Source organism: Pseudomonas sp. Pseusp18, from assembly GCF_059506005.1.
This window is the reverse complement of the sequence record NZ_CP169240.1, coordinates 2,740,166-2,767,086: the sequence shown is the minus strand read 5'-3', so window position 1 is coordinate 2,767,086 and position 26,921 is coordinate 2,740,166. Positions and strand designations below refer to the sequence as shown.

General features: G+C 58.1%; 25 protein-coding genes. 8 read left to right on the top strand and 17 right to left on the bottom strand.

Features of this window, described 5'->3' with window-relative positions:
- Positions 1-472: 472 nt before the first annotated feature.
- Positions 473-1,879 (top strand): hypothetical protein, encoded by a 1,407-nt coding sequence (locus tag ACEN9A_RS12580; RefSeq protein ID WP_258673828.1) that lies wholly within the window; start codon positions 473-475, stop codon positions 1,877-1,879.
- A 264-nt stretch (positions 1,880-2,143) separates the two neighbouring features.
- Here the strand turns inward: ACEN9A_RS12580 and ACEN9A_RS12575 are convergent, their stop codons facing one another.
- Complete coding sequence (locus tag ACEN9A_RS12575) at positions 2,144-2,626, bottom strand: hypothetical protein (protein ID WP_258673826.1); 483 nt, start codon at positions 2,624-2,626, stop codon at positions 2,144-2,146.
- Positions 2,627-2,643: 17 nt separating this feature from the next.
- Positions 2,644-2,853, bottom strand: a complete 210-nt coding sequence (locus ACEN9A_RS12570; protein WP_258673825.1) for a hypothetical protein — start codon at positions 2,851-2,853, stop codon at positions 2,644-2,646.
- Positions 2,854-2,869: 16 nt separating this feature from the next.
- Between ACEN9A_RS12570 and ACEN9A_RS12565 the strand changes: the two genes are divergently transcribed.
- Both ACEN9A_RS12565 and ACEN9A_RS12560 read left to right on the top strand, forming a co-directional pair.
- Positions 2,870-3,151 carry a phage major tail tube protein gene (locus ACEN9A_RS12565; protein WP_258673824.1) on the top strand — a complete coding sequence of 94 codons (282 nt, stop codon included), beginning with the start codon at positions 2,870-2,872 and terminating at the stop codon, positions 3,149-3,151.
- A gap of 191 nt (positions 3,152-3,342) precedes the next feature.
- Positions 3,343-4,227: a DUF5677 domain-containing protein gene (locus ACEN9A_RS12560; protein ID WP_258673823.1), complete on the top strand. Its 885-nt coding sequence runs from the start codon at positions 3,343-3,345 to the stop codon at positions 4,225-4,227.
- A 143-nt stretch (positions 4,228-4,370) separates the two neighbouring features.
- Here ACEN9A_RS12560 and ACEN9A_RS12555 read toward each other — a convergent pair whose 3' ends face one another.
- From ACEN9A_RS12555 to ACEN9A_RS12545, 3 genes are all read right to left on the bottom strand, one after another.
- Positions 4,371-5,243 (bottom strand): hypothetical protein, encoded by an 873-nt coding sequence (locus ACEN9A_RS12555; protein ID WP_258673821.1) that lies wholly within the window; start codon positions 5,241-5,243, stop codon positions 4,371-4,373.
- Positions 5,244-5,324: 81 nt separating this feature from the next.
- Positions 5,325-6,068: an abortive infection family protein gene (locus tag ACEN9A_RS12550; protein ID WP_258673820.1), complete on the bottom strand. Its 744-nt coding sequence runs from the start codon at positions 6,066-6,068 to the stop codon at positions 5,325-5,327.
- Positions 6,069-6,352: 284 nt separating this feature from the next.
- Positions 6,353-6,706, bottom strand: coding sequence for a hypothetical protein (locus ACEN9A_RS12545; RefSeq protein WP_258673819.1), 354 nt, complete (start codon positions 6,704-6,706; stop codon positions 6,353-6,355).
- Between the two features lie 19 nt (positions 6,707-6,725).
- Here ACEN9A_RS12545 and ACEN9A_RS12540 point away from each other — a divergent pair, with 19 nt between their 5' ends.
- Positions 6,726-7,019: a hypothetical protein gene (locus ACEN9A_RS12540; RefSeq protein WP_258673818.1), complete on the top strand. Its 294-nt coding sequence runs from the start codon at positions 6,726-6,728 to the stop codon at positions 7,017-7,019.
- A 147-nt stretch (positions 7,020-7,166) separates the two neighbouring features.
- Here ACEN9A_RS12540 and pcaG read toward each other — a convergent pair whose 3' ends face one another.
- From pcaG to pcaQ, 3 genes are all read right to left on the bottom strand, one after another.
- A complete protein-coding gene (gene pcaG / locus ACEN9A_RS12535; protein WP_258673817.1) occupies positions 7,167-7,772 on the bottom strand; it encodes a protocatechuate 3,4-dioxygenase subunit alpha in 606 nt (201 codons plus the stop codon).
- Positions 7,773-7,783: 11 nt separating this feature from the next.
- A complete protein-coding gene (gene pcaH, locus ACEN9A_RS12530; protein ID WP_018927930.1) occupies positions 7,784-8,503 on the bottom strand; it encodes a protocatechuate 3,4-dioxygenase subunit beta in 720 nt (239 codons plus the stop codon).
- Between the two features lie 103 nt (positions 8,504-8,606).
- Positions 8,607-9,536: a pca operon transcription factor PcaQ gene (gene pcaQ, locus ACEN9A_RS12525; RefSeq protein WP_258673816.1), complete on the bottom strand. Its 930-nt coding sequence runs from the start codon at positions 9,534-9,536 to the stop codon at positions 8,607-8,609.
- A gap of 248 nt (positions 9,537-9,784) precedes the next feature.
- Between pcaQ and ACEN9A_RS12520 the strand changes: the two genes are divergently transcribed.
- Entirely contained in the window at positions 9,785-10,831 is a 1,047-nt protein-coding gene (locus ACEN9A_RS12520) for a Rieske 2Fe-2S domain-containing protein (protein ID WP_258673815.1), read from the top strand.
- Entirely contained in the window at positions 10,828-11,778 is a 951-nt protein-coding gene (locus ACEN9A_RS12515) for a PDR/VanB family oxidoreductase (protein WP_258673814.1), read from the top strand. Before ACEN9A_RS12520 ends, ACEN9A_RS12515 begins: the two co-directional genes overlap by 4 nt.
- A 10-nt stretch (positions 11,779-11,788) precedes the next feature.
- On the opposite strand, the gene ACEN9A_RS12510 is transcribed toward ACEN9A_RS12515, so the two are convergent.
- The 5 genes from ACEN9A_RS12510 to ACEN9A_RS12490 all read right to left on the bottom strand — a co-directional run bounded on the left by ACEN9A_RS12510 (position 11,789) and on the right by ACEN9A_RS12490 (position 18,259).
- The gene (locus ACEN9A_RS12510) at positions 11,789-12,502 is read right to left on the bottom strand and encodes a GntR family transcriptional regulator (RefSeq protein ID WP_258673812.1); all 714 of its coding nucleotides are present in this window, start codon (positions 12,500-12,502) and stop codon (positions 11,789-11,791) included.
- 83 nt (positions 12,503-12,585) lie between these two features.
- Entirely contained in the window at positions 12,586-13,827 is a 1,242-nt protein-coding gene (locus tag ACEN9A_RS12505) for a thiolase family protein (RefSeq protein ID WP_258673811.1), read from the bottom strand.
- Positions 13,824-15,707: a feruloyl-CoA synthase gene (locus ACEN9A_RS12500; RefSeq protein WP_258673810.1), complete on the bottom strand. Its 1,884-nt coding sequence runs from the start codon at positions 15,705-15,707 to the stop codon at positions 13,824-13,826. Before ACEN9A_RS12500 ends, ACEN9A_RS12505 begins: the two co-directional genes overlap by 4 nt.
- Positions 15,708-15,850: 143 nt before the next feature.
- Positions 15,851-17,299, bottom strand: coding sequence for an aldehyde dehydrogenase (locus tag ACEN9A_RS12495; protein WP_258673809.1), 1,449 nt, complete (start codon positions 17,297-17,299; stop codon positions 15,851-15,853).
- 129 nt (positions 17,300-17,428) lie between these two features.
- Complete coding sequence (locus tag ACEN9A_RS12490) at positions 17,429-18,259, bottom strand: p-hydroxycinnamoyl CoA hydratase/lyase (protein WP_007895816.1); 831 nt, start codon at positions 18,257-18,259, stop codon at positions 17,429-17,431.
- A gap of 212 nt (positions 18,260-18,471) precedes the next feature.
- On the opposite strand from ACEN9A_RS12490, the gene ACEN9A_RS12485 reads away from it, so the two are divergent.
- A complete protein-coding gene (locus ACEN9A_RS12485) occupies positions 18,472-18,960 on the top strand; it encodes a MarR family winged helix-turn-helix transcriptional regulator (RefSeq protein WP_258673808.1) in 489 nt (162 codons plus the stop codon).
- A 5-nt stretch (positions 18,961-18,965) separates the two neighbouring features.
- On the opposite strand, the gene ACEN9A_RS12480 is transcribed toward ACEN9A_RS12485, so the two are convergent.
- Positions 18,966-20,276 (bottom strand): OprD family porin, encoded by a 1,311-nt coding sequence (locus tag ACEN9A_RS12480; protein ID WP_258673807.1) that lies wholly within the window; start codon positions 20,274-20,276, stop codon positions 18,966-18,968.
- Positions 20,277-20,608: 332 nt separating this feature from the next.
- Between ACEN9A_RS12480 and mhpT the strand changes: the two genes are divergently transcribed.
- Positions 20,609-21,835, top strand: a complete 1,227-nt coding sequence (gene mhpT, locus ACEN9A_RS12475; protein WP_258673806.1) for a 3-(3-hydroxy-phenyl)propionate transporter MhpT — start codon at positions 20,609-20,611, stop codon at positions 21,833-21,835.
- 71 nt (positions 21,836-21,906) lie between these two features.
- Here mhpT and ACEN9A_RS12470 read toward each other — a convergent pair whose 3' ends face one another.
- The 3 genes from ACEN9A_RS12470 to ACEN9A_RS12460 all read right to left on the bottom strand — a co-directional run bounded on the left by ACEN9A_RS12470 (position 21,907) and on the right by ACEN9A_RS12460 (position 26,916).
- Positions 21,907-24,330 carry an efflux RND transporter permease subunit gene (locus ACEN9A_RS12470; RefSeq protein ID WP_258673805.1) on the bottom strand — a complete coding sequence of 808 codons (2,424 nt, stop codon included), beginning with the start codon at positions 24,328-24,330 and terminating at the stop codon, positions 21,907-21,909.
- A gap of 52 nt (positions 24,331-24,382) precedes the next feature.
- Positions 24,383-25,483, bottom strand: a complete 1,101-nt coding sequence (locus ACEN9A_RS12465) for a WD40/YVTN/BNR-like repeat-containing protein (protein WP_258673804.1) — start codon at positions 25,481-25,483, stop codon at positions 24,383-24,385.
- Between the two features lie 71 nt (positions 25,484-25,554).
- Entirely contained in the window at positions 25,555-26,916 is a 1,362-nt protein-coding gene (locus tag ACEN9A_RS12460) for a DUF1329 domain-containing protein (RefSeq protein WP_258673802.1), read from the bottom strand.
- Positions 26,917-26,921: the final 5 nt, after the last annotated feature.

Below are 26,921 nucleotides of genomic sequence, written 5' to 3'. Positions count from 1 at the left end.
TTCCCTTGCCCCCAGTGCATCGAAAAACGCCCCGTCAGTCCTCAACCGACGGGGCGAACATATCCCCCTGCCGTCGGCGGCTTGGCGTTTGTCTTGGTAGGTGATGAGGACGCGGGCGATGGCGCGGATGCCCCATCTTGGGTCGGAGAATTGGACGAGTTGGGGGTCGGTTTGGTGGGCGGCCATGCTTTGCCAGCGGATGCCTTTGGCGTGGCGGACGTTGCCGGGGTTGTGGTTGCGGATGCCGCGGGGGGATTGGGGTCGCATTAAGTTGCCTCCAGTCAGGGCACCACGATTTACGGGTGCCAGAAATACACACGCCGCTATGGTGGTCGGCATGTGGGTGGAGGGCTTTTAAATGTGGTTAACGAGTAAGTTATCGTCGCTAGATGTATAGACCGAGGTCGAATTCTACAGGGGAGATGGCTGCGTCTATAATCTGTGCGCAGGCAAAAAATACAGGGAGTATCGTATGAGCGATGAGATAAAAATCAGTAAAATTGATAAAAAAAGGTTCACTGCATTAGTGGGGCCATCTCGCATGCCTATGGCTGCGATGGTCAGTGAAGAAATTGACTGGTTCGCGAACCAAGATGAAACAGTTCTAGGCGTTTTGCTCCATGACATTGATGATGAATATGCATGGGTAACGCTAGGCCGTGATGAAATCGGTCGTTATAGAGGATTTGGCGTCGGGTCGTGTTTTGAGAGCAAAAAGGAAGCTGAAAAAGCGCTGCTCGAAAAAATTGAAGAAGTAACAAAATCCGGACAAACTGAATTTCCCCAGCATGACAAAGGAAAAGCAATAGAGCTGTTCGAAATTATTGTTTCCGAAGAAAAAATCCACCCGTTTTTTCGACGACTTAATGAGGAGCCCTCTTTTTCCTCTGCTAGAGGGATCATCGGCGAGATGATGCCCCATTACACTGATATTGACGGAAATTTCGTTGAGCAGTTCCAATCATCCGGTTTCGATGCTCGCATATGGGAGCTGTATCTGAATGCCTATTTTATCGAGGAAGGTTTCGACTTTGACACTTCTCACTACGCTCCTGATTTTAACTTAAACAAGTACGGTCAAAAGGTATGTATTGAAGCTACTATCGTCGGCCGCGCCAAGCCGATGACTGAGGAAGAAGCTCGCTTTTCCGGCCAGACATTGACAAAAGAGCAAGCCTTGGAAAAGACGATGAATGAGATGCCAATAAAGTTTGGCAGCCCTCTTTATACAAAACTCAAAAAAGAGTACTGGAAGCACAAGCACGTTGCAGGAAACCCTTTGGTCTTGGCCATTGCCGATTTCCATGAGCAGCAATCAATGTTGTGGAGTTCGACATCGCTCCCTAACTACCTTTACGGCGTGCACCACAACTCTCACTACGATGAAGATGGCAAACTGGTCATCGACCCAATCGTTATAGAAAAACATAAGCACGGAGCAAAGGAAATCCCGTCCGGCTACTTTTTTCAGAAAGACACAGAGAATATTAGCGCAGTGATGTTCTCAAATAGCGGTACAATTTCAAAATTCAATAGGATGGGAAAACAGGCAGGCTTTGGAGCTGAAAATATTATTCTGCTCCGCAGTGGCTATTGTCATCATCATGATGATAACGCATCTTTACCTAAGAAATTTTCTTATAAGGTGACGAGAGAGTGTGATGAAAATTGGGCCGAGGGGCTATCAATGTTTCACAATCCCAATGCTTTGCATCCGGTGAACCCTGGACTATTTCCGTCTATTGCTCATCACTTTTTTGAAGATGGTCAAATTGTTAGTCATCTCCCGGAGTTTTATCCATACTCATCAACGACCAATATCATAAATGTAGTTGATGATGAAGAGTGGGAGAAGATTAAAAAACCAGGAAGCAACTAAATCATTCGTATTGCAGCAAAAAGTAGTGCCGGGCAGGCTAGCTGCCTGGCATTGCTTTTTTCTAGCCCTCTAAGGTTTCCCCGCCTTTGACGAATTTACACTTTCAAGGCATTCGAAATAATGAATCCTGAACTTATTTAATGTATTTCCTACCGCGCTTGAAAAGGCGTCTTTCCCGCTCTGTTGGGATTTTTTGTGGCTCTGTATTGTTTTTGTTCTGGTTCATTTGAAGCTCCTTGTGGATGTTTCGTTCTTGGGGTTTGCTTAGTGTGAGGCCACGAGCATGAAGGCCACGCAACCAAAAGCACCGGTGGCGATCAGGGCGTAGGCTTTGAGTGCTTCGGGCAGGTGGTCTTTGAGGGTGAAGCTTAAGTCGGCGATGCCGATGCGGGCCACGCAGATTTTCAGTGTGTTTCGGTTGTTGTTCTGCTGGCGGGCCTGGGCTGTTTTTTGGGCGACGTTGTCGTCGTGGCTTTGCAGGTTGTAGTCGCAGTGTATGCACAGTCGGGTGTAGCGCCAGGTGCCGCGATCGCATTGGGGGCATTGGCGGGATCGGTCGCTGTCTTGGGGTGGCGGATGTTTGGTGGTGTTGATGTCGAAGGTTTGGCGGCCGAGGTTGATGTGTCCGCGGTTGCCTTTGATGTCGATGGTGAGTTGATGTTCGTTTCCATCCTTGGGGAGGTTTTGTATTTCCTCTGAAAGCCTGGCTGATAATTTGCTTACCAGGTCTCCGTCCTCGCTTGGCATAGTTCTCCTTTGCTATTTTAGCGATTTATTACCAATTTCAGCTTTTTTGATGGCCAGCGCCGCCCGGCCTGTTTGGCGGCGGCTTCGAGCATTTCGATGATTCGCCCGAGTTTTTCGCCGTCGATGAGGGCCCATGCAGGAGCTTCTTCCGCGGACGGTGCGACGGCGATTTTTTGGCCGGTGATGATGTAGTACATGTCGGCACCTGCGTTGGCGATGGCGGCCATGTAGTCATTCAAGAGCGTGCAGCTGCAGTGTCGGTCTAACGTTCAGGTGTTCAATAACGGGGGGCTGGTGAACGAGATTCCGCTGGTCACGACCATGACCATTACGGGGAAGGAGTATCAGTTGGGTACGCTCAAACCACGAGACCCGACGAAGTATGAGACGCCGTTTTCGGCCACTTATGTGCGGCAGATGATCAATGGGGATGAGGTGGTGCTGCTGGATAATTTGGCGAATATTTTTCGGGTGGGTGGGGAGGATCATTTGGCCAGGTTCAACAAGAATCTTGGTATCGCTTAACGGCACTCCAAAAAAAACGCCGCTGTGAAAGCAGACTTAGCGAATGGCGGACTGCCGGCCACGCTCTTGCCGTATCCAATCAAATCGTAGATGGTCGTTCGCAGTTGAAAAGTGGCAGAGGGCCACCAATATAGTATGTACCGGGAGCGATTAGGACAGGCCAGATCGCACGGATTGGGGAATTACCGCAGATGACCATGGACAATTCAGAAGAGTTTATAAAATCCGTGCAACGCTTTTCAGCGCGACACTTTGATCACAAAAATCACCTTCCTACGCTTAATTCCTGCTTAGAGAAAGTGACGAAAGGAGCTCGCGATTTGCAGGTAGGGCAGGACAACCCGCTGCCTTTCATTCTAAAGGTCGAAACCGAAACCTTGCTGCACATCGTAGCCGACCTCAATAATAGCCTTCTTCTTTCTCTGTCGAACGGCCTATATTCATCTGTTGAGGCACTGTCCAGAGTTGCACTCGAAAACACTATAAACCTCGTGTATATCAACGAGGAAGATGATACGAGGCGAGCAAAATCACTTCTAAAAAGCTATTTGACTACCTCCAGAGATAGAGGAGAAAAATGGCTTGATTTCGCCGTGCTTACTAAAGACGAAGGTTCGGAACAGCGAGCAAGAGCTTTTTTCGATAATCTGAAGTTTGTTAAAGACCTTCTTCCACTCTTCAGAGACCCTAAGGTCAAGGGGTGGTCTGACGCGCGTGCTCGGTTTAAAGCTGTGGGGCTCGAAAACCTCTACCACATCCTCTATGCGCCAACCTGTAATTCAGTGCACTCTTTTTCGGAAGATATTTATAATCAAATGCTACTTGAACACACGGCACCAGAATTCAAGCTCGAAATTTTCAAAAGCATTGAAGCCGAAAAAACATCGTTTGCTTATTATTTGGCTACCAACGCAGTGCTTCTTTACGCTGACGCCGTACAGAGGCTTGCCGCCAAACTGGAAAATAATGATGTAGAAGACAGCGTCTTTGAAGTAGAGGAGACATTGTGGGGTTTGATTAAAGAACATGAAAGCCTGACGGACGAGTATTACAAGGAGGTTTCAGAGTCGGCATGACCTTCTTGTCTGCTGTTGCCGAAAAGAGCTCCCGCATAGCTAATATGTAGAACTGCCGAAGCTCTAAGCAGGCTTACAACTTCGCTTATATATGCCATCTCTGCCCTAGGCAGGGATGGCGGCGTTGAGCATCTAGTTCTAATTCATCTGTGGAATGGCGCTGGATCAAGGATGTACTCGAGGATACCTCCATGAGAGCCTTGATAATGGATGGGGAGAGGCATTACGGACGGTATTATTCCAAATTCCAGCTGATTGGCATCCATACCGGGAATGAATGGTGAGAAGAAAAGTACTCGGCTCGCGAATAGCGTAATTTCTCCATTTACGAGCACTGGAGTTTTCTTCCCTATTTGTGAAAATTTCTCTGGGGCACTGAAAGCGATGGAATATGAGTTTATAAAATCCATTTCTCGATAGGGCTCACTGGTATCGAGCTCACCATTAATCGCCAATCCCCTTCGTAGGAAAACATCGCTATCACTGATACTGTCACTGTTAGGATGGCTTTGCTTCCATGCTTCAATATGGCGATAAATCATTTGATCGTTGACGGTCAAAATTGCTGCGATATCTTCGGCATCAATCAATGGCTCTATATCTACGGGCAGATCCTCAGTCTGAACAAATTGAGTTTCACTGTTGTTCAACGTAAGCAAGTAATCATATATTGAACGTTTCAGTCGTCGAGACCGGCCGTTCTTACGCTTGCTCATGCCGTCAAACCACTCTTCGACGAGAACTTCGCAAAATAACTTAAAGGCACCCTCTGAAAGCTTATCCTCCAGCTCTGCAGTAAACTCGTCACGAAAGGATTCTTTGTTTTCCGTGAAATATTTCAGAAGATCTACTTCTAGTTCGCTAGCATCTACAACTTTTACTATTTCAGTGTTAGAGCTACGTTCAATTGGAGCGCCATTTATGTGCGCGGCAATGAGAAAACGTTCCATAAATGCAGCGGACATTACGTATTGTGGCAATAAGGATGTATCGAGAGCTGCACTTGGGTTCTTCATAATGCTCCAGACATAAGATTAAACTTTCCTTGGGGTATTGCTACTGACCTTTTTGTTAGCCAGCCAATACATGCAAGCTCCTCATAACCTATTAGGCAGTTGGGCTTCCCATGTCCCTAGCAGATACAAAGCGAGAGAGCCTGCAAGGTTCACTGCTAGCTCCGCATGACGTGGTGCAGGTTTCACTCCGGCCTTACCCGTGCCATGCGAATCACTCAGGCGATTACGAAGCGCGCCCAGGCCTTCAACAACGGCTGTACAACCACCCAATATTTGCTTGAAAACCTGTTCGGTGTGTTGTGAGGGCGCGAGGTTCAGTAACTCTGCCGTTTGACGATAGAGCTTATTCAGGTCGGGGCTGTCAGCATATTCCAACCCAGCCGCTTCAAGGATGTGTTTGCAGACCGATTCCAAAAGGGTTCTGGCCATCGTAATAGCTCCCTCTGGGTCAGTCGCTCGGCGTTCCAGTGACTTGGTCCAAGCCGCTCTCACATGTTCTGAATCGAACCTCTCAATAGCCCCTGTAACGACATTATCCGCCGGTGACGTTCCACTTTTTTCGACATAGTCCAGTAGCGGACGAAACTCGTCCCAAATATAGGTCCTACGTTCGGCGTAGGTTGCATATTTTCCTTTAATAAACTGCCAAAACTGACCGAGGCTCCTGCACGTTCTTACGAAGCGAGGAACCATCGTGGCGAGGGTTGAATCAGCCAAAACCACTTGACGCAATTTCAGGTAAGCCAAGTCGTCTTCGTTACCGCCAGTGGCCTGCGAAATCAGAATTCCTTGCAGTGATTCTGCTTCTTCTGAGAGAGGGTGCATTGTTGACCTTGTAAGCGATTTCGAGTGCTAGCAGCATAGCTGACCGTAGCCGCATGCATCGTCATGCCAGATGACCGTCAGCAGTAAGGTCGAATTTACTTGCTCGGCTAGCCATGTCAATGTGCCACATCCTGACAGTGAAAGAGATAAGGTGCTTGGCAGGTTTCCGAAGACGCCGAAAGCATTTATAGACTCGAGGTTTCCATCACCAGTTGAAGGGGTCTGATAGGGAGCTTTAGCAGGGCTGGCCTGAAAGGGGTCAGCCACGCAGCCAAGCATAGGAACTAGGAACCAACCCAATCCGCTGTTGCCTTGGTGCAAAAAACGACGGCTTTGCTCAAAAAGTCAGAAACAAGCTCTTTGACCTTTCCCGTCATGCCATCTTTTGTCGCGCTGACCAGCTGCTCGCCCAGAGACGGATCTTTATTTTCGAGATCTGAAGGCATTGCTTTGAGCAATTCCAATGCTCTGGCTGTAAGCGTGCAGCGAATAACGGTTCCGTTGCTAAGTACAGAGCCGCTTTCTACGTAACCATAATTGGCTAACCAAAGAACGATGGACGAGAAAAATCTGATGCTGTGATATGGATTTTCTTCCCTCGAAATCTGAACTGTTGTCATCTGCTCCAGAAAGTCCATCAGCACCAAGTCAGTGGGGATGGGAAAAGCCGTGCGGGTCCACGTCCAGGCCTGTTTCGATCGCGAGTGTCAGTTGCTTGCTGCATTGGCTAAAGGTACTTACAAGGCGGCCATGCTCGATAAGGGGTGTACAACTTTCATCGCTCAACCGCACGGATGGCATCAGATGGCTGAGCGGCAGCGAGCGTCTGAAGATGATGGGCTTTGCCTCGGACTGGATGCGGCCAACCTTGCAGAAGCTTTCGCTGCCGGAAACGCCGTCGTTACGCAAATCGCGCAATGGATTGCCGAAAAGCTAATCAAAGCAGGCTGAAAACAAAAGGCAGCGGGGACTATCGTCTCCGCTGCCTATCCAACCACCTCAGTTTTCGCAATTCTCTAGCACCAGACGCAAAAAAACTAAACCCTATTTACCTCGCGCCAGTGCCCGAGTTTTTCGCGCTCGGCATCATGTTGCCTTTTAAAAATCGAAGAACACCGTTTCACCCTCCCCCTGAATACGGATGTCGAAACGATAAGCCGCCTTGCCATCCACCTCGCAACGCTGCGCTATCAGCGTTTCGCGACGCTGCGGTTGCTCGATCAGATTAAGCACCGGGCACGTCGCGTTGGCGTGTGGCTCATCGGCAAAGTACAGCCGGGTTTGCAGGTGAATATTGATCCCGCGGGCAAACAGCGACACATTGATATGCGGCGCCATCGGCACCCCGGCGGCATTCTTCACCACGCCGGGCTTGATGGTATTGAGTGTCCACTCCCCTGCATCGAAGGTGGTGGCGGTTCGGCCGAAACTGTTGAAGTTTTTTTCCGAGTCGAAGACCGGGTCGTAGACACCTTCATGATTGGCCTGCCAAAACTCCAGAAACGAGTCTCGCACCAGGTGACCGTTGCCGTCATAGACATGACCGATCAGCAGTATCTGTTCGCCCTCGGCACCCGGCTTGGCCATCTGATTCCAGATTTCTTCCGGCCGCGTCGGGTTGCCGGCAGCCGCCAGGGCTAGACCGATATGCACGTAAGGGCCGGCCGTTTGCGAAGGGGTTTCGGGTAGCAGTTCGATAGGCATGGACGGACTCCTCAGCAGTTTTCGAAGTGGGTCTTGCGCTGGCCGCGCAGCACGATGTCGAAGCGATAGGCCAGGCAATCCATCGGATTGGCATTACCCATGTCGAGCCGGGCGATCAGGCTCTGTACCGCCTCTGGATTGGCGATCGACTTGACGATCGGGCACATCGGGATCAGCGGATCGCCTTCGAAATACAGCTGGGTGATCAGGCGCGTGGCGATCGATGGCCCGCTGATGGAGAAATGGATGTGCGCCGGTCGCCAGTCATTCGGGCCATTGCGCCAAGGATATGGTCCGGGTTTCACGGTGCGAAAGCTGTAATAGCCATCACGATCGGTCAGAGCCCGGCCGACACCGCCGAAATTCGGGTCCAGTGGCGCCAGGTAGCGATCATTCTTGTGCCGGTAGCGACCGCCGGCGTTGGCCTGCCACATCTCCACCAGAGTATGCGGGATGGGCTTGCCATATTGATCACAGACCCGGCCGGAAACGATGATCCTCTCTCCCACCGGCAACCCGCCATTATTGAAGTTGAGTAGCAGGTCGTTATCGAACCGCCCCATCTTCAGGTGAGAGAAATCCGGGCCGCTGGTTTCGCTGGCCGACTGGGGGATGCTCACCAAGGCTTGGCGTGGAGAACGGGCGACAGAGGTTTTGTAATCAGGGGTCAGGGCTTTGGGGTGCCAATTACGGTCACGAATAACGAAACGACTGCTGTCTGCATCAGACATGTCGATCTCCTGTTGTTTGATTTATGGAGCACTGCCTGCGCAGTTTCAAACAACAGAAGGCTGGGGAATATTGAAAAGCCACCTTCAACACATAACCAAACGGTTATGGATAAAGCCCTTCGCGATACGCCTGCCCTACCTCGCGCAGCACCTCGACACACCACTGGGCCGCCAGTGACAAGGGCAAGCTGGCGTTGCTGGAAATCCCCACCGAACCACCCGGTTCGCGCTGCCCCAGATTGATCTCAAACAGTTCGCCGCTTGCCAGATCCAGGCGCACGGCATCCAGTGGCGCGATCCAGATCGCCTCGCTGGACAACACATACCGACGACTCAGGGTCACGGACAAGGTTTCCAGACGCTGCCGCGACTGGCTGATGCCGCATTGCACGAACAGGCTATCGGCATATTTGCGAATCGTCGTCCCTGCCAGCGGCAGCACCAGCGGGAAATTTTCCAGGGCGCTACGCTCCAGCGGCTCGGCCAGCAAGGGATGATAGGGACGCACCACCAGTGTCATGGATTCACTGTACAGATGCTCGAAGGTCAGCCCCTGAATCTCCGGGCTATCGGTCATACGGCCGACCACCAGATCCACATCGCCCACCCGCAACTGCGACAACAAATAGGCGCTTGGCCCGGTCACCACACTCACCACCAGCGCCGAATGACGCTCGTGCAAGCGCCGTACAACCTCAGGCACCAGCAAACTTTCCACTGTCGACAACACGCCGAGTCGAACCGTGCCTGCCGCATATTCGCCACCACGCAAGGTATTCACCCCATCACGCAGCGCCTGCACCGAAGGCCCGGCATAACGCAAAAAGGCAACCCCGGCTTCGGTCAGGTTTACACCACTTTTACTGCGTATAAACAAGCTTGCTGCCAGCAGCTCCTCCAGCTCCTTGAGCGTCTTCGACATCGCTGGCTGACTCACCGCCAAGGTATCCGCCGCTCGCGCCAGGCTGCCCTGACGAGCCATTTCGAGAAAGCACACCAGATGACGGAATTTGATGCGGGTGTCGATGTTCACTACTGAGCCCCGTGAAGTTGCCTCGATGGCGTCGAAACGTTTGCAGGCGATCTTAGCGTGCGCTCAATTTCCTGGCGACCGGATGGTTACCGGATTTCAGAGATTCCCGCCGGAATTGATTTGTGAGCGCTCTCGACTCACCAATGGATCCACTAAATCGTTAACAAGCAGAATTAATTTGACAATACCCCCTAAAATCACCACTAATGGATCCACTAAATAACAACAAACCACCTTGGAGAATCTCCATGTACCCCAAGAACACCTGGTACGTCGCCTGCACGCCCGATGAAATCGCTGGCAAGCCATTGGGCCGTCAGATCTGCGGTGAAAAGATGGTTTTTTACCGCGGCCACGAGGGTAAGGTGGCGGCTGTCGAGGACTTCTGCCCTCATCGCGGCGCGCCGCTGTCCTTGGGCTATGTGGAAAACGGCAATCTGGTGTGCGGCTATCACGGCCTGGTGATGGGGTGCGACGGCAAGACTGTGGAAATGCCCGGGCAGCGGGTTCGCGGCTTCCCGTGCAACAAGACCTTTGCCGTGGTCGAGCGCTACGGCTTTATTTGGGTCTGGCCCGGCGATCAGGCGTTGGCCGACCCGGCGCTGATCCATCACCTGGAATGGGCGGTCAGTGACGAGTGGGCCTATGGCGGCGGCCTGTTCCACATCCAGTGCGACTACCGCCTGATGATCGACAACCTGATGGACCTGACTCATGAAACCTACGTTCATGCGTCCAGCATCGGCCAGAAGGAAATCGACGAAGCGCCGCCGGTGACCACGGTCGAAGGCGACGAGGTGGTCACTGCCCGCCACATGGAAAACATCATGGCCCCGCCCTTCTGGCGCATGGCCCTGCGCGGCAACAACCTGGCCGACGATGTGCCGGTGGACCGCTGGCAGATCTGCCGCTTCACCCCGCCCAGCCATGTGCTGATCGAAGTCGGCGTGGCCCATGCCGGCCATGGCGGTTATCAGGCTCCCCAGCAGTTCAAGGCGTCGAGCATCGTCGTCGACTTCATCACGCCGGAAACCGAGACCTCGATCTGGTACTTCTGGGGTATGGCGCGCAACTTCAATCCGCAGGATGAAGCCTTGACCGCGAGCATTCGCGAGGGACAGGGCAAGATTTTCAGCGAGGACCTGGAGATGCTCGAACGCCAGCAACAGAACCTGCTCAGCCATCCCGCGCGCAACTTGCTCAAGCTCAATATCGACGCTGGCGGCGTGCAGTCGCGTCGAGTTCTGGAGCGCCTGATCGCCAGGGAACAAGCCCCGCAGGAGTCCATGGCATGATCGAAGTGCTGGTGGTATCGCGCAACAACGAAGCCCAGGACATCTGCAGCTATGAGCTGGCCAGTGTCGATGACCGACCGCTGCCGGCCTTCAGCGCCGGTGCGCATATCGATGTGCACCTGCCCGGCGGCTTGATCCGGCAATATTCCCTGTGCAATCACCCCGAAGAACGCCATCGCTACCTGATCGGCGTGCTCAAGGACCCGACCTCCCGGGGCGGTTCACTGGCCATGCACGAGCAGATCCACCCCGGCACGCGCCTGCCGATCAGTGAACCGCGCAACCTGTTCCCGTTGGTCCATGAGGCCAGGCGCAGCCTGCTGTTTGCGGGCGGTATCGGGATCACGCCGATCCTGTGCATGGCCGAACGCCTGGCCCACAGCGGCGCGGATTTCGAGCTGCATTACTGTGCCCGATCACGGGACCGCGCAGCCTTTGTCGAACGCCTGCAACGCTCGCCTTTTGCCGACCGGGTGTTCCTGCATTTCGATCAGGAACCCGACACCGTGCTGGATGCGGCCAAGGTTCTGGCCACGCCGCAGAGCGACGTTCATTTATATGTGTGTGGCCCCGGCGGCTTCATGCAGCACGTGTTGGACACGGCCAGGAAGCAGAGTTGGCAGGAGCAATGCCTGCACCGCGAGTACTTTGCCGCCGCACCCGTCGACACTGGCACCGATGGCAGTTTCTCGATCAAGGTCGCCAGCAGCGGTCAGGTCTTCGAAGTACCAGCCGACAAGAGCGTGGTGCAGGTGTTGCAAAACCAGGGCATCGAGATCGCCATTTCCTGCGAACAGGGCATTTGTGGCACTTGCCTGACTCGGGTTCTGGAGGGTGTGCCGGAGCATCGCGACCTGTTCCTCACCGAGGATGAACAGGCTTGCAACGACCAGTTCACCCCTTGCTGCTCGCGCTCGAAAACGCCGCTGCTGGTGCTGGATATCTGATAAACCGCACCTATTCCGAGCGGAGAATGACCTTCATCCGCTCCTCGGCCGTCGCTGAGCCGAAGACCTCGGCGTAGCGCAACGTGGCGTTGGCGTGTTCGCGCATGATCGCTTCGGCCCGCGCGCCCTGGCGATTGACCAAGGCATCGAACACCGAATGGTGTTGCATGTGGGCATAGTTGAAGCGTCGGTATTCCCGGACCATATCGTTGCGGTCCACGGCCAGGGCAGTCACCGAAGCGAAGGGCAAATGATCGTTGCGCGCCAGGGCGTCGGCGATCGCCGGGTTATGGCTGCCTTCGACAATCACCTCGTGAAAACGCATGTTGATGTCGTGATAGACCTCCAGGTCTTCTATGGTCACGTACCCTTTGTCGAACAGCTGATCACCCTGCATCAGGCACTGTTCGAGGGTCGCCCGGGCTTTGTCCGAGAGCCCGCGCTCGGCGGTCTGACGCGCCGCCAGGCCTTCGAGTACGCCCCGTACTTCGACCGCACCGGCAATGTCATCGGGGCTGACCGAACGCACCTGAAACCCGCGCCCGCCAAAACGCACCAGCAAGCCTTCCTGCTCCAGCGTGCGGAACGCCATGCGCACCGGCATCCGCGAAACACCGAACAGCTGCGCCGTGGGGATTTCCATCAACCGCTCGCCAGCCGCCAGCTCGCCCGAGGCGATCATCTTGCGCAATGCGACCAGCACCGTTTGACCGGGCTTACTCATCCAGGCAACTTCCAGAAAGGTGGGCCTGCATAGTAACGCAAGAGAGTGACGCCAGGTTTGGGCAGAGGCTGCGGTGTTCTGCCTCAGCCTTGATAGGCTGGGTTCTCGATCAGCAGCGCCATGCCCTGCCCGCCGCCGACACACGCGGCGGCAATGCCATAACGCAGATTGCCCTCGCGCAGTTGCCTGGCCAGGGTCAGCACCAGACGCAATCCACTGGCGGCCAAGGGATGCCCCAGGGCGATGGAGCCGCCCCGCCGGTTGAGGCGGTCGCCGTCCAGTTCCAGCACCTGCGCCACGGCCAGCACCTGTGCCGCCTGGGCTTCGTTGATTTCCAACAAGCCGATGTCGTCAATGGCCAGGCCGCTGCGTTGCAGCAGCAACTGGATCGCCGGCGCCGGCCCGATGCCCATGAACTCCGGTGCCACGCCCACCACGGCACTGGCCAGCAAATGCGCCAACACCGGACGCCGCGCCGCAGAGGCTCGCCCCACCAGCGCGGCCGCCGCACCATCGACCACCGCGCAACTGTTGCCGGCCGTTTGCACACCGCCGGCATGCACCGCCCGCAACCGGCCCAAAGCGCTCAGATCGGTAGGTCGCGGGTGGCTGTCGCGCGTCACGCAGTCCACGCCCCGTGGCAACTGAATATTCCGTGGCTGATAGCCGGCCAACTCAAAACGCTCATTGCCGATCGCTACCAGTTCCGGTTCGAACCAGCCGTCGGCTTGCGCCTGCAATGCCAGTTGATGACTGCACAGAGCGTAGCGATCCACTTCGTCGCGGCTCAGGCCATGCCGCCGGGCCAGGTTGTCGGCGGTGGTGATCATGTCTACGCCTGGGGCCGGGTCGTAGAGGGCTTCCCAGAGAAAGTCCTTGAACGCCACCTCGGCGCCGAGCCGAAAACCGCTACGGTGGGTGTAAGCGGCAATCGGGTTGCGTGACATCGATTCGGCTGCCACACACAGGGCCAGCTGCACGCCGTCATCCAGCTGCCTGGCGGCCTGCCGCAAGAGTTCGAAACCGGTGGCGCAGATGCGCTGCACCCCCAGCGCCGGAGTCTCTTGCGGCACACCACTGTAAAGGCCGATATGTCGAGGCAGCAGGTAAGCATCGAAACTGGCCTGAGCCACGGAGCCGGCGAGCACGCTGTCCACCGAGGACGGATCGACAGCGGCGCGGACCAATACCTCACGCCCGACCTTGATCCCCAGATCGATCGGCGAGACCTGAGCCAACGCCCCGCCGAGGTCGACCCAAGGCGTGCGTAGGGTTTCGAAAATCACCACATCGCTAAAGCTCGAATACTGCCCCGCACCGTTCACGGCAGAGGTCCGGCGCGCAGGATAGAAGGATCTTCACCGCGATACAGCGCCTCGACCTTGTCGGCACGCCACTGCAACACCGCACGCTGATTGATCGAGCCCTTGTCGGTGATTTCACCACGGTCGATGGAAGCTGGTTCGTCGAGCAGCGCGATCCATTCCAGACGACTGGCATTACCAGTGGCGTCGCGGTTGAGCCGCTGCAGCCAATCGCTGAACCACTGACGCACCGGCGCGCTGGCCAAGACTTCTGCATCGCTGGCGTGGGCACTCAAACCGGCCAGACGTCGGCATTCATACAACCGGGGAAAGACCAGCGCCCCCAGGCACTCGCGGTCCGGTGCGGCCACCACCAGGTCCTGAACATAAGGAGAACCTTCGAGCACCGCGCGATTGCGCAGCGGGCCGACGCTGACAAACACACCGGAGCTGAGCTTGAAGTCCTCGGCGATGCGCCCGTCGAACATCAGCCCGAGTTGCGGATCACGGGGGTCAGCCAGTTTCAGCGCATCGCCAGAACAGTAGAAACCCTGTTCGTCGAACACCTCGGCGGTCTGCTGCGGCGCGCGCCAGTAACCCGGCATGATGTGCGGCCCGCGAAAACGCCCTTCCAGCTTGCCGTCCACCGGCACCAGCCGCACTTCGCAACCAGGTGCCGGCAGGCCGATGTAACCGGCCATGGACAGCGGCCCGGTGGTGAACGTGCAGGACGGTGACGCCTCGGTCATGCCGAGCCCGGCCATCATGCGAATGCGTTCGCCACAATGCTGTTCGGCGACCCGGTCCAGGCGATCCCAAACCCGTTGCGACAAACCGGCGGCAGCGAAAAAGAACAGTTTCATGCGCGAGAAGAAACGCTCGCGCAACTCGCCATCCTGCTCCAGAGCGTTGACCAGTTCTTCCCAGCCCTTGGGCACGGTCAGGTAGGCGGTGGGCGATATTTCCTTGAGGTTGCGCAGTGTTTCAGCAAAACCCTGAACGGTCGGCTTGCCGTCGTCCAGGTAAAAAGTGCCGCCGTTGTACAGCACGATGCCGACGTTGTGGCTGCCGCCGAAGGTGTGATTCCACGGCAGCCAGTCCACCAGCACCGGAGGTTCTTCGCCGAACACCGGGAAGGTTTGCAACAGCATCTGCTGGTTGGCGCAGAGCATGCGCTGGGTGGTGACCACCGCCTTGGGCAATTTGGTGGAACCTGAGGTAAACAGAAATTTGGCGATGCTGTCCGGCCCGGTAGCCGTGAAGGCGCAATCGGCCTCGGCACCGCCGGGTTGTTCCAGCAGGCTGGCAAAACTCACCTGACGGCGGCCCGGTACTTGGCCATGCACGGTAATCAGCGGCGTTTCGGCCGGCAGCACCGCGTCGATCGCCCGCTGATAGGTCGCGGCGTCGCTGACGAACACCAGCCCCGGTTGCAGCAGGTCGCAGACATGCCGCAGCTTGGCGAAATCCTGGGACAACAACGAATAGGCCGGGGAAATCGGGCTATAGGGAATGCCGGCATACATAGCGCCCAGGGCAATCTGCAAATGCTCGATGTCGTTGCCCGAGAGGATCGCCAGTGGTCGCTCTGCCGACAGGCCATAACTCAGCAGGCTTTGGGCAATGGCGCGGACGCTGGTCAGCATCTCGGCGTAACTCACCCGGCGCCAGTCGCCGCCCTCCTGGCGAGCGGCAACAAAGGTCTGTTGCGGGCGCACCCGGGCCCAATGCACCAGGCGATCGAGCAAGCGTACGGGCAACTCGGCCAAGGGTTCCAGGGAGCGCATATGCAATATGCCCTGCTCTTCGCTGACTTCGACCGCAGGACAGCCGATGGATACCTGGCGATAGCGCGGTGCACTGGCTTCGGTCTGGGGTGGCGATCTGAATTCGGAACTCACGTGCTTGTTCTCCATCAAGTCACGCCACCGGTCCGCTGCGAAGCAGTCAACTGGGGCATGGCAGCCTTGTTATTGTGATATCTGGCCTGCACGCGGGCGACGAGCGCTCTCAAGCGTACGTCGCCCGACGCTGCGACAGCTGCTCAGATCGGGTAGTGCCGCGGTCCGTTCTGCAAGGTCACCCAGCGCAATTGGGTGAAGTGCTCGATGGACGCCTTGCCGCCAAAACTGCCATAGCCGCTGGACTTGACCCCGCCGAAAGGCATCTGTGCCTCGTCGTGCACGGTCGGGCCGTTGATATGGCAGATGCCCGACTCGACTCGCTGGGCCAAGGCCAACGCGTGACCGGTGTCACGACTGAAGATCGCCGCCGACAAGCCGAACTCGGAATCGTTGGCCAGACGCAGCAGCTCTTCATCACCTTCGCCGCGCAGCACCACCGCCACCGGGCCAAAGGATTCTTCGCGGTACAGGCGCATGGCATCGGTGACGCTATCGAGCAAAGTCGGCTGCAGAATACTGCCCTCCAGCCGCCCCCCCGCGACCAGGGTTGCGCCCTTGTCGAGAGCATCGTCGATCAGCAGTTTGATCCGTTCGCCGGCGTTGCTGTCCACCAGCGAACCCAGCACCGAACCTTCGGCATTGGGGTTGCCGGCGGGCAAGGTGGCGATCTTCGCCGCCAGTTTGGCGACAAAGGCATCGGCCACCTTGGCATCGACGATCAGGCGCTCGGTGGACATGCAGATCTGTCCCTGGTTGAAGAAGGCACCGAAGGCCGCGGCCTCGACTGCCGCATCCAGGTCGGCATCTTCCAGCACCAGGAACGGCGCCTTGCCGCCCAGTTCCAGCAACACCGGTTTGAGATGACGCGCCGACAGTTCACCGACGATGCGCCCGACATGGGTCGAGCCGGTGAAGTTGACCCGACGCACCGCCGGGTTGGCGATCAGCCGTTCGACAATCGCCGCGGCATCCTGGGGCGCGTTGCTGATGACGTTGACCACGCCATCGCCGAGGCCGGCGTCCTGCAATACCTGGCCAATCAGCCTATGCACCGCCGGGCTCAGTTCCGACGCCTTGAGCACCACGGTATTGCCGCAGGCCAGCGGCATGGCGATGGCGCGGGTGGCGAGGATGACTGGGGCGTTCCACGGCGCGATGCCGAGCACCACGCCACACGGTTGACGCAGGGCCATGGCGAAGCTGCCGGGCACATCCGAAGGAATGACTTCGCCGGTGATCTGGGTGGTCATGGATGCCGCTTCACGCAGCATGTTCGACGCCAGATGCACATTGAAACCGTACCAGTTGGCCATGGCGCCGGTCTCACCGGCGGCGGCGATGAATTCCGCGCTGCGGGCCTGCAACTGCTCGGCGGCGCGTAGCAACCGGGTGCGTCGTTCATTGGGGGCCAGGGCCGCCCAGGTGGGGAATGCCGCTTTGGCCGCAGCCACGGCGGCGTCGGCATCTTCCAGGGTGGCGGCGGCAACCCGCGACACGATTTCGCCGGTCACCGGATTACGCCGTTCGAAGGTTCGACCGTCTCGGGCGGGGCACGACTGGCCGCCGATCAGCAGGGGCACGTCCAGCATGGTGATTCCTCTTTATTGTCTTTATCGGGAATACGTTCGAGGGGCTCACAGTAGCGCCGAGGCGCCGGGGCGAACAGCTGGCGGACGCTCGATCGCCCGGCCAGCTCGCCTTGTTCTCAACGCCAGGGCTCAGCGTTTATAAGCCTGCAAACCGGGCTTGATGCTCTTGTCGTCGAGGAACTGCTTCATGCCCTGCTCGCGGCCACCTTCGGTGTCCAGCAGGCGCGACTGATCGAGCTTGGCGTACAGGTAATCTTCGTTCTGCTCCCAAGTGAGTTCGCGGCAACGCTTGAAGCCGTGCTTGGCTGCGCGCAGCACCACCGGGTTTTTCTCCAGCAGGTTACGCGCCAGCTCGATCGTCACCTCACGCAGTTGCGCCAGCGGCACGCTCTCGTTGACCAGGCCCATCTCGGCGGCTTTCTGCCCGCCGAAGGTCTTGCCGGTCATGATGTAGTACAGCGACTGGCGATGGCCCACGGTGTCGGCCATGGCTTTGCTCACCAGGTTACCCGGCGGGATGCCCCAGTTGATTTCCGACAGGCCGAAAGTCGCTTCATCGGCGCAGATCGCCAAATCGCAGGCCACCAGCGGGCTGAAACCGCCACCGAAGCACCAGCCGTTGACCATGGCGATGGTCGGCTTGGCGTACATGCGCAGCAGTTTCCATTGCCATTGAGAGGCTTCGCGGCGGATTTTTTCCTGAAGGATTTCCGGGCCGGCGTCTACTTCGCGGAAGTATTCCTTGAGGTCCATGCCCGCAGTCCAGGCTTCGCCCGCACCCGTCAGCACCAGGACACCGGCGTCCGGATCCTGCTCCAGGGTTTCCAGAACGTCGATCATCTCGCGGTTCAGGGTCGGGCTCATGGCGTTGCGTTTTTCCGGACGGTTGAGGATGACCCAAGCGATGCCTTCCTCGATTTCCACTTTGACCGTTGTCCAGCGACCTTCGTAATTACTCATGGCGATGCTCTCTTGTTCTTGGCTTGACGATGGGTAAAAACTAAACCGCAAATATAGTTATGTCAATTAACTATTAATAAAATTAACCGAGTTGCTTTCGTGCCTGAAACGGGCGCAGCTCCCAGAAATCTGAAAGAGGTCGTGGCTATCCCCGGCCAATCTCGGCAAACTAGATAGTCTTCTTAACCGCCAGCCCGAGGATTCACCCTGCAATGGCCAAGTCTTCCAAGATTGCCGCCGCCCCCGAGGCGCCTGCCGACAGCGTCGAAACCCAGGCGTCGCTGGACGCAGCCCTCGACGACCTGATCGGTTACGCCATGCGCCGGGCGCAGCTGAAACTGTTCCAGAACCTGATTGGCCGGCTCTCGGCCCACGACTTGCGCCCGGCGCAGTTCTCGGCCCTGGCGATCATCGACCAGAACCCCGGGCTGATGCAGGCCGACCTGGCCAAGGCGCTGGCCATCGAGCCACCGCAAGTGGTGCCGCTGCTCAATAAACTGGAAAGCCGGGCGCTGGCGGTGCGAGTGCGCTGCAAACCGGACAAACGCTCCTACGGGATTTTTCTCAGCAAGACCGGCGAAGCCCTGCTCAAGGAGCTGAAACTGATCGCTGCCGAGAGCGACATGGATGCCACGTCCGCCCTCGACAGCCAGGAACGCGAAGAACTGCTCAGGTTGCTGAAGAAGGTCTATCAGGCCTGAAAGACTTACCAGATCGGCACGGTGTAGAGCACCAGAAAGCGGGTCTGGTTTTCATCGCGAAACGCCGCGCCGGCGGGGAAGTCATTGCGATAGATCGACTTGCGCGCCATCAGCCCGACGTTCTTCAAAGGGCCACTCTGGATCACATACCCCAGTTCCATCTGGAACTCCCGCTCCTTGCGGTCGTCGGCATTCAGCGCCGCCAGTTCGATATGATCACCGCGCACATAACGCAGCCGGCTCTTCAGGCCGGGTACCCCGGCAGCGGCAAAGTCATAGTCGTAGATCGCCTGCCAGGTTCGCTCCTTGGCATTGAGAAAGTCCGAGCTCATGGTCAGCTCACTCATGCCCATCAACTCGGTGCCCGACACGTAAGGCGTCGCGGTGTCACCACTGGAGTGCATATAACCCAGGCTCAGGCGATGGCCGCCAAAGCGATAGCCGAACAGCGCCGAAAGGTTGCGGTTGTCGACCTTGCCGGCCTTGGCGCTGCCGTCCTCGTCGCTGAAAAAACTGCGCAAGTCAGTGGTCAGCGTGCCCTCGCCCACCTGCAGCGTGTGCAGCAAGGCCAGGGTGTTCTGCTGGTACAGGTCCGCCACTTCGGCGTGATAGGCACGCAGACTCAGATCCTTGTTCACCTGGTAATCGCCGCCGACATAGGCCATGTGCGATGAGGTGGCCGCGCCGTTGAAACGCCGGTTCGGCGAAGCGATGCTCATCGGCTGGTAGTTAGTGGAATCGCGCTTGTTGATGCGATCGATGTAGCCGGTGTTGAAGGTCAGCCCGTCGATGTCCTTTGAACTGAGGGTGGTGCCGCGAAACGTCTGCGGCAGCAGCCGTGACGGACTGGCGAAAGCGAACGGCAGGAAGATCGATACATCGCCAGTCTTCACCGTGGTTTGGGCAAAACGCATCTTGGCGGTCATGGCCAAGCGCGAATACTCGTCCGCCGCGCGCTTGTCGCTGGCGGACACCGGCAACAACTCGGTGCCGCTGCGGTCCGGCGACGAGTCCAGCTTGACCCCCATCAGGCCGCGAGCGTCAAGGCCGAAGCCGACGGTCCCCGGGGTAAAGCCCGACTCCACATTCATGATGAAACCCTGGGCCCATTCCCGGGCCGCGGTCTTCGCACCGTCGTCCTTGTAGTCCCGATCCAGGTAGTAATTGCGCAGGGTCAAGGTGCCGTGACTGTCATCGATAAAGCCTTCGGCCAGCGCCGGAGTGGCAATCACACTCAAGCCCAACAGGGCCAGACGACGTGCGCGAACAGGTAAGGTTGAGATCGCCACGAGGGCGTCCCGAGGGAGATTTGGCATGTTCGATGTCCACTTATTGTTGTTGTTTTTTGAACGGGATCGTCGGGGTTGCCCCAAGGATCTCCGGTCAGAGAATGGAAACGCCTGAGAGTGGAGTCAATCCGCAATGACCGATAATCGAACATTAATATTATTATCTATTTTTTAAATACATCACCAACCCTATGTCATCACATTGATTTAAATGAAATTAATGGCATTTTTCAGTAAAAAACCTTGGTCATTCATTTTTTAGTTATCTTTGTTAATCTTAATTTCAGCCTGCTATCGCCTACAGCAATCAGGCTCGCGTTCCCCCGTAAGCCCCAACAAAAACAATAATGAGGTTCGCCATGGACACCCCATCACGTCGCACGACGCTGACCATCGCCCTGTGTTTTATCGTTGCACTGATCGAAGGCTTCGACCTGCAAGCCGCTGGCACTGCCGCCGCAGGCCTGCGCCAGACCTTTGCCCTGGACCCGAAAATGATGGGTTGGGTATTCAGCGCCGGCATCATCGGTTTGCTGCCGGGCGCCTTCTTCGGCGGCTGGATCGCCGATCGCATCGGCCGCAAGAAAATCCTCATCGGCGCGGTGCTGCTGTTCGGCGTGTTCTCCCTCAACACGGCCTATGTCAGCAGTTTTTCCGGCCTGCTGCTGGCGCGCTTCATGACGGGCCTGGGCCTGGGTGCCGCCCTGCCCAACCTGATCGCGCTGTGTGCCGAAGCCGTGGGTGAGCAACGTCGCGGCACCGCGATCAGCATCATGTATGCCGGCGTGCCGTTGGGCGGCGCACTGGCGGCGGTGGTCGCCATGCTGTTTGCCGAGCATTGGCAGATGACCTTCATCATCGGGGGGCTCGTGCCCCTGCTGGTGGTGCCGTTGATGGTCCTGCTGCTGCCTGAGTCCAGCGCCTTTCGCCAGCAACAAGGCAGCGTCAACGTGGCGCGCGCCTCAACCGGCCAAGCGCTGTTCGGCGAAGACCGGACCCGCGTCACCCTGGCGTTGTGGCTGAGTTACTTCTTCACCCTAACCGTGATGTACATGCTGCTCAACTGGCTGCCATCGCTGTTGCTGGAACAGGGTTTCAGCAAACCCCAGGCTGGCCTGGTGCAGATGCTGTTCAACATCGGCGGCGCCCTCGGTTCCCTGCTCGGCGGGCTGCTGCTGGATCGCTGCAACGGCATCAAAGTGGTGCTGTTTGTCTACGCCGGGTTGCTGGCGGCGCTGGCCGGGGTCGGCCTGTCGGTGGGCATCGTCCCCATGGCTATCGCCGGTTTTTCCGCCGGGTTATTTGTGATGGCCGCGCAGCTGGTACTTTACGCCCTGGCACCGCCGTCGTACCCGACCTCGGTGCGCGCCACCGGTGTTGGCGCAGCGGTGGCGATCGGTCGCCTCGGATCGGTGGCCGGGCCGTTGGCCGCGGGGCAGATTCTGGCGGCCGGGGCCGGCACCACCGGAGTTTTGCTGGCGACCTCACCTGGGCTGCTGATTGCCGCACTGGCGATCATCAGCGTGATTGCCCGTTCGGCCGAGCCACAGTTACGTACGGCGAACCCGGTCGCGGATAAAACCTGACCGGGGTACACATCTTTGTAGCAGCAGCCTCGCAAGCTCGGCAGCTGCTACAGACGGTGTACCCCTGTCCTTCAGCTCTCCTTGACCAACTGCCCATGCCGGCTCGCTTCAGGCTTTTTTGCGAAGACCTTCTGCGGCAGCAGCAGCCAGGCCAAGGCCGGCAACAGGATCAAGGCACCGAGCATGTTCACCAGGAACATGAACGCCAGCAGAATTCCCATGTCGGCCTGGAACTTGATCGGTGAGAACGCCCAGGTCGACACTGCAACCGCCAGGGTCATGCCGGTCAGCAACACCACTTTGCCGGTGAACAGCAGCGCCTGGTAATACGCCTGGGCCAAGGTGTCGCCGGCACGCATTCGAGCCAGGATCACACTCAAGACATACAGCGCGTAGTCGATGCCAATGCCCACGCCCAATGCGATTACCGGCAGGGTCGCGACTTTGACCCCCATGCCCAGCCCCACCATCAGCGCCTCGCACAGAATCGAGGTGAGCATCAGCGGCAGCATCGCGCAAAGGGTTGCGCGCCAGCTGCGGAAGGTCAGCAGGCACAACAGGCTGACCGCGCCGTAGACCCAGAACAGCATCTCGCGCATGGATTTTTTCACCACGATATTGGTCGCGGCTTCGATCCCGGCGCTGCCGGCGGCGAGCATGAATTTGACCTCTGGCACCTGATGCTCGCTGATGAATTTTTCGCTGGCCTCCACCACCCGATTCAGGGTATCGGCCTTGTGATCGGCCAGGTAAACGTACAGCGACAACATCGAGCAGCCCTGATTGAACAGCTCCCGTGGTGCACGGGTTTGCACGGCTCCCAGCGCACCGTCATTGGGGATCAGCTCATACCATTTGAAGTTGCCTTCGTTGTAACCGGCCGTGGCGATCTTGCTCAGCGCCGCCATCGAGGTGGTCGACTCCACGCCTGGCAATTGCTCCAGCCGCCAGGCCAACGCATCCACTGCCGACAGACTCGCGTAGCGGGTGCACTGATCTTCCGGAGTCTTGATCATGACCACGAAAATATCCGAGCTGGCCGCATAGTTCTGGGTCATGAACAGCGCGTCGCGGTTGTAGCGCGAGTCAGCCCGCAACTCCGGAGCGCCGGGATCGAGATCGCCGATCTTCAAGTGCAGGCTCACGGCAAAACCGAACGCTGCCAACAGCAGACCGCCCAGCATGGCGCCCATGGCCCAGCGCCGTTGGGTGAACAAATCGAGCACGCGCCACAACGGATGCTTGATCTGCGCCTGCAATTCGGCGTTTTCCGAACTCAGGCTGCGTTGCGCCGCTGCCGGGCTGACACCGATATAGCTGAGCAGGATCGGCAACAGAATCAGGTTGGTGAAGATCAGCACCGCCACACCGAGACTGGCGGTGATCGCCAGATCCTGAATCACCCGGATATTGATCAGCAGCAACACCGCGAAGCCCACCGCATCACAGAGCAACGCGGTCATGCCGGCTGCGAACAGTCGGCGGAAGGTATAACGCGCCGCCACCACCCGGTGGGTGCCCCGACCGACGTCCTGCATGATGCCGTTCATCTTCTGCGCGCCATGGCTCATGCCAATGGCGAACACCAGAAACGGCACCAGTGCCGAGTAGGGGTCCAACTCATAACCGAGGATGGCGAGCAGACCCAACTGCCAGAGCACTGCCACCAGCGAACACGTCACCACCACCAGCGTGCTGCGTGCGCAACGGGTGTAGCCAAACAGCACCACCACGGTCACCAGCACCGCCATCACGAAGAACAGCAAGACCTGGGTCAGCCCCTCGATCAGGTCGCCGACGATTTTGGTGAAACCGGTGATGTGAATCCGCAGGTCATCGCTCTGGTACTTGTCCCGCAGGGCTTCCAGTTGCCGGGAAAACTCGCCGTAGTCCAGGGCCTTGCCGGTCTGCGGACTGATGTCCAGCAACGGCACGAAGATCACGCTGGACTTGAAGTTGCCGGCCACCAATTGACCGACCTCACCGGAACGCGCGACGTTGGTTCGCACCTGTTCGATACTGGCCGCCGAGCCATCGTAGTCGTCGGGGATCACGGTGCCGCCATCGAGCCCCTCCTCGGTCACGGCGGTCCAGCGCGTGGTCGGGGTCCATAACGATTTCATGTAGGGCCGGTCGACACCCGGCAGCAGATAGAGCTCGTCGTTGAGCCTGGCCAGGGTGTCGAGGTAATCCTTGGTGAAAATGCTGCCCTGTTTGACCTCCACGGCGATCCGCAGCGAGTTGCCCAGGCCGCTCAACTCACTGCGATTCTGCAGAAAGTTGGCGACATAGGGATGCCCCGTGGGAATGGTCTTCTCATAACTGGCATTGATGCCGATGCGCGTGGCTTGCCAGCCGAGCACCAGCGTCACCAGCAGACACAGCAGGATCACCAGCGGTCGATGGTTGAAGATCGCTCGCTCGGCGAAGTTGCCCGACGCCTGGTCAAACTCTTCCAGGCGGCCGATCACGGTTTGGGTTTTGTCGTCTTTCAAGTCTGACTCCTGTTGCACGGGCCGTGGCCCGATAGCGCTACACCGTGAAGATTCAAGGTTTGCCAGAGGCTCGTGGATCCTGGTCAGCGGCCACACCGCTCAAACCGACGCTGGCCAGACTGCCATCGGCCGCCTGTTGCACGGCCGCGACAGTCCCGCCGCTGCGGCTCTGGCGTTTGTCGAAGCTACGACCCTGGTCATGGCTGAATAAAAGTTCGCCGCCCTGGCTGGCCAACAGCAGGCTGCCATCGCGCAGTTCGATGGCGCTCGCCAGTGTTGATTCGATGCCAGTGTCGAGGCGTCGCCAACTGCCGCCACGGTCATCGGACCACCAGGCGTTACCGCGCAAACCGTAGGCAATCAAGGCGCCACCGCGAGTGCCGAGCAAGCCGAAAAAGCTGCCTTCATAAGGTGACTTCAAGGCCTGGAATGAATGCCCGGCATCGGTCGAACGCAACAGCAAACCGCGCTCCCCCACCAGCAGCAGATCGTTGCCCGAGACGCGGATGCCATACAGGTTCAGGCCCTGCGGATTGTCCACATGCCGCATCCACGGCTGCCAGCTTCGCCCGCCGTCGTCGGTACGGTAGATCTGGTTGTAGGCGCCAACGACGTAGCCGTGCAGGCGGTCACTGAAGTACAGGTCGAGAAACGGTTTATCCGGTCCGTCGTCGAGCATCTGCCGGGCCTGCGCCAGGTTGCCGGCGCCGCCCGATTGATTGGCTTCGCGCTCAGCGGCCTGCACCGCCAGCGAGGCGGCACGCTCACCGTCGAGTTGCTTGTGCCAGGTTTCACCGCCGTCCTCGGTGTGCAACACCACGCCCAGATGACCGACTGCCCAACCCTGCTCGGCATCGACGAATTGCACCGCCGTCAGGCTGACGCTGACCGGCACACTGGCCTGGCGCCAATTGATTCCAGCGTCATCCGAGAGCAGCACAATCCCGCGCTCGCCGACCGCCACTAGCCGCTCACCGGCCCGGGTCAGCCCGAGCAATGCCGCGCGCTGGGCCTTGGCGGTCGACAGTGCCGGCTGCTGCAGTACTGCAAACGTGCTCGCCTGGGCGTTGAACGCACACGCCATCAAACCCAATGCCAGGACGCAGGCGCCCCGGCGCAGGCCGAAGCCCGCATAGCGTTTTTGCCCCATCATGTCTTTATCCCACTCGCAAAGTCACAGGCGACCGCAGCGTGCACCCTCACCCGCCGCGGCCTCCCTCAGGTTCAACGCATGTTTTCGTTGGCCATGGCATCCGGCGTGAAATAGGACGCCGAAGGTTTCGCGACTTTCTGGTACTGGACCGCCAGATCGTTGCTCGAGGAGTTGAGAAAGTAAGCCCCGGTGTCGAGGTTGTAGCTGCCCCACATGACCTGCGCGGTGAGGGCCGGCAGGTCCGGCGCCAGCAGCGTCAGCGAATACATCTGCCGTCCGAGCTTGCCCTGGGCGTCATACCCATCGGCCATCAGGATCTGCCAGGAGTCTTCGTCGATGTAGTAAGTCCGACGCGGCACCACATGGCGCTTGCCGGACTTGAGCGTGGCCTCGACCACCCAGACCCGATGTTTCTCCCAACGCACCAAGTCAGGATTGAGGAAGTTCTGTTTGACCAGGTCGTCGCTCTTGGCCAGGGCGGCGCGGTTATTGTTGTAGGCGACGATCAGTTCTTTCTTGCCCATCAGCTTGAGGTCATAGCGATCGGTAGGCCCGAACAGCATGAACGCTTCGTCGAACAGACCGACCCCCGAGGTCACGAAGTCCGGGGTGTCGTAGGCGATGTTCGGCGCCCGACGCACCCGGCGCTGGCCGACCAGATACTGCCAGGCCGCACGGTTGGCCGGGTCCAGGTCCCAATGGGTCATCAGGCCTTCGCCGGCCTTGGACGACGGCAACTCGGTCAGCAGCTTGCCCACCAGGTACTTGCCGGAAAAGTTTTCCAGGCTGCCGCCTTCGACGTAGTAGGGAAACTGGTAGGTGTACTGGGCGCGGGTCGCCTGGACTTTCTTGCCGCCGGCGGTCATCAGCCAGGTATCGAAAGGCGAACTGATGGTGTCGCCGCCCTGCCAGGACAACCGATAGTTCCACAGCACTTGCGTACCGTTTTCCGGGATCGGGAACGGAATGCCGCCATAGGCGCCGGCGACTTTCTCGCTCGCCACGTCCAGCGTGGCGCGGGTGGCATTCTTGCCGGTGTTGTCATACACCCATTGTGGGGCTGCCGCCGAGCGATGGGTCGGATACACGTCCAGGCGATAGTCCGGGTATTTCTTCAGCAGCAGCTTGGTGCCTTCAGCCAGTACGCTCGCGTACTGCTCCATGTTCGAGGCCTTGATCGAATACAACGGCTTCTCGCCGGTGAATGGATCGGGACGTTTGTCACCTGGCTTGTAGCCAGGCGCGACCTTGGTGTAACCGCCCTGCCAGGCCGGGATGCTGCCATCGGCATTGCCGGCGCGCTCGCCGCCAAGGGGTGTCAGTTCAGTCTTCAAACGTGCAGCCTGCTCAGGCGACACCGCTGCCTGCGCCAGGCTCATGCCGGCAAGGGCCAGGGTGAGGACGCAAGTGTTGAGAAATGCTTTGTTCTGCATGGCGA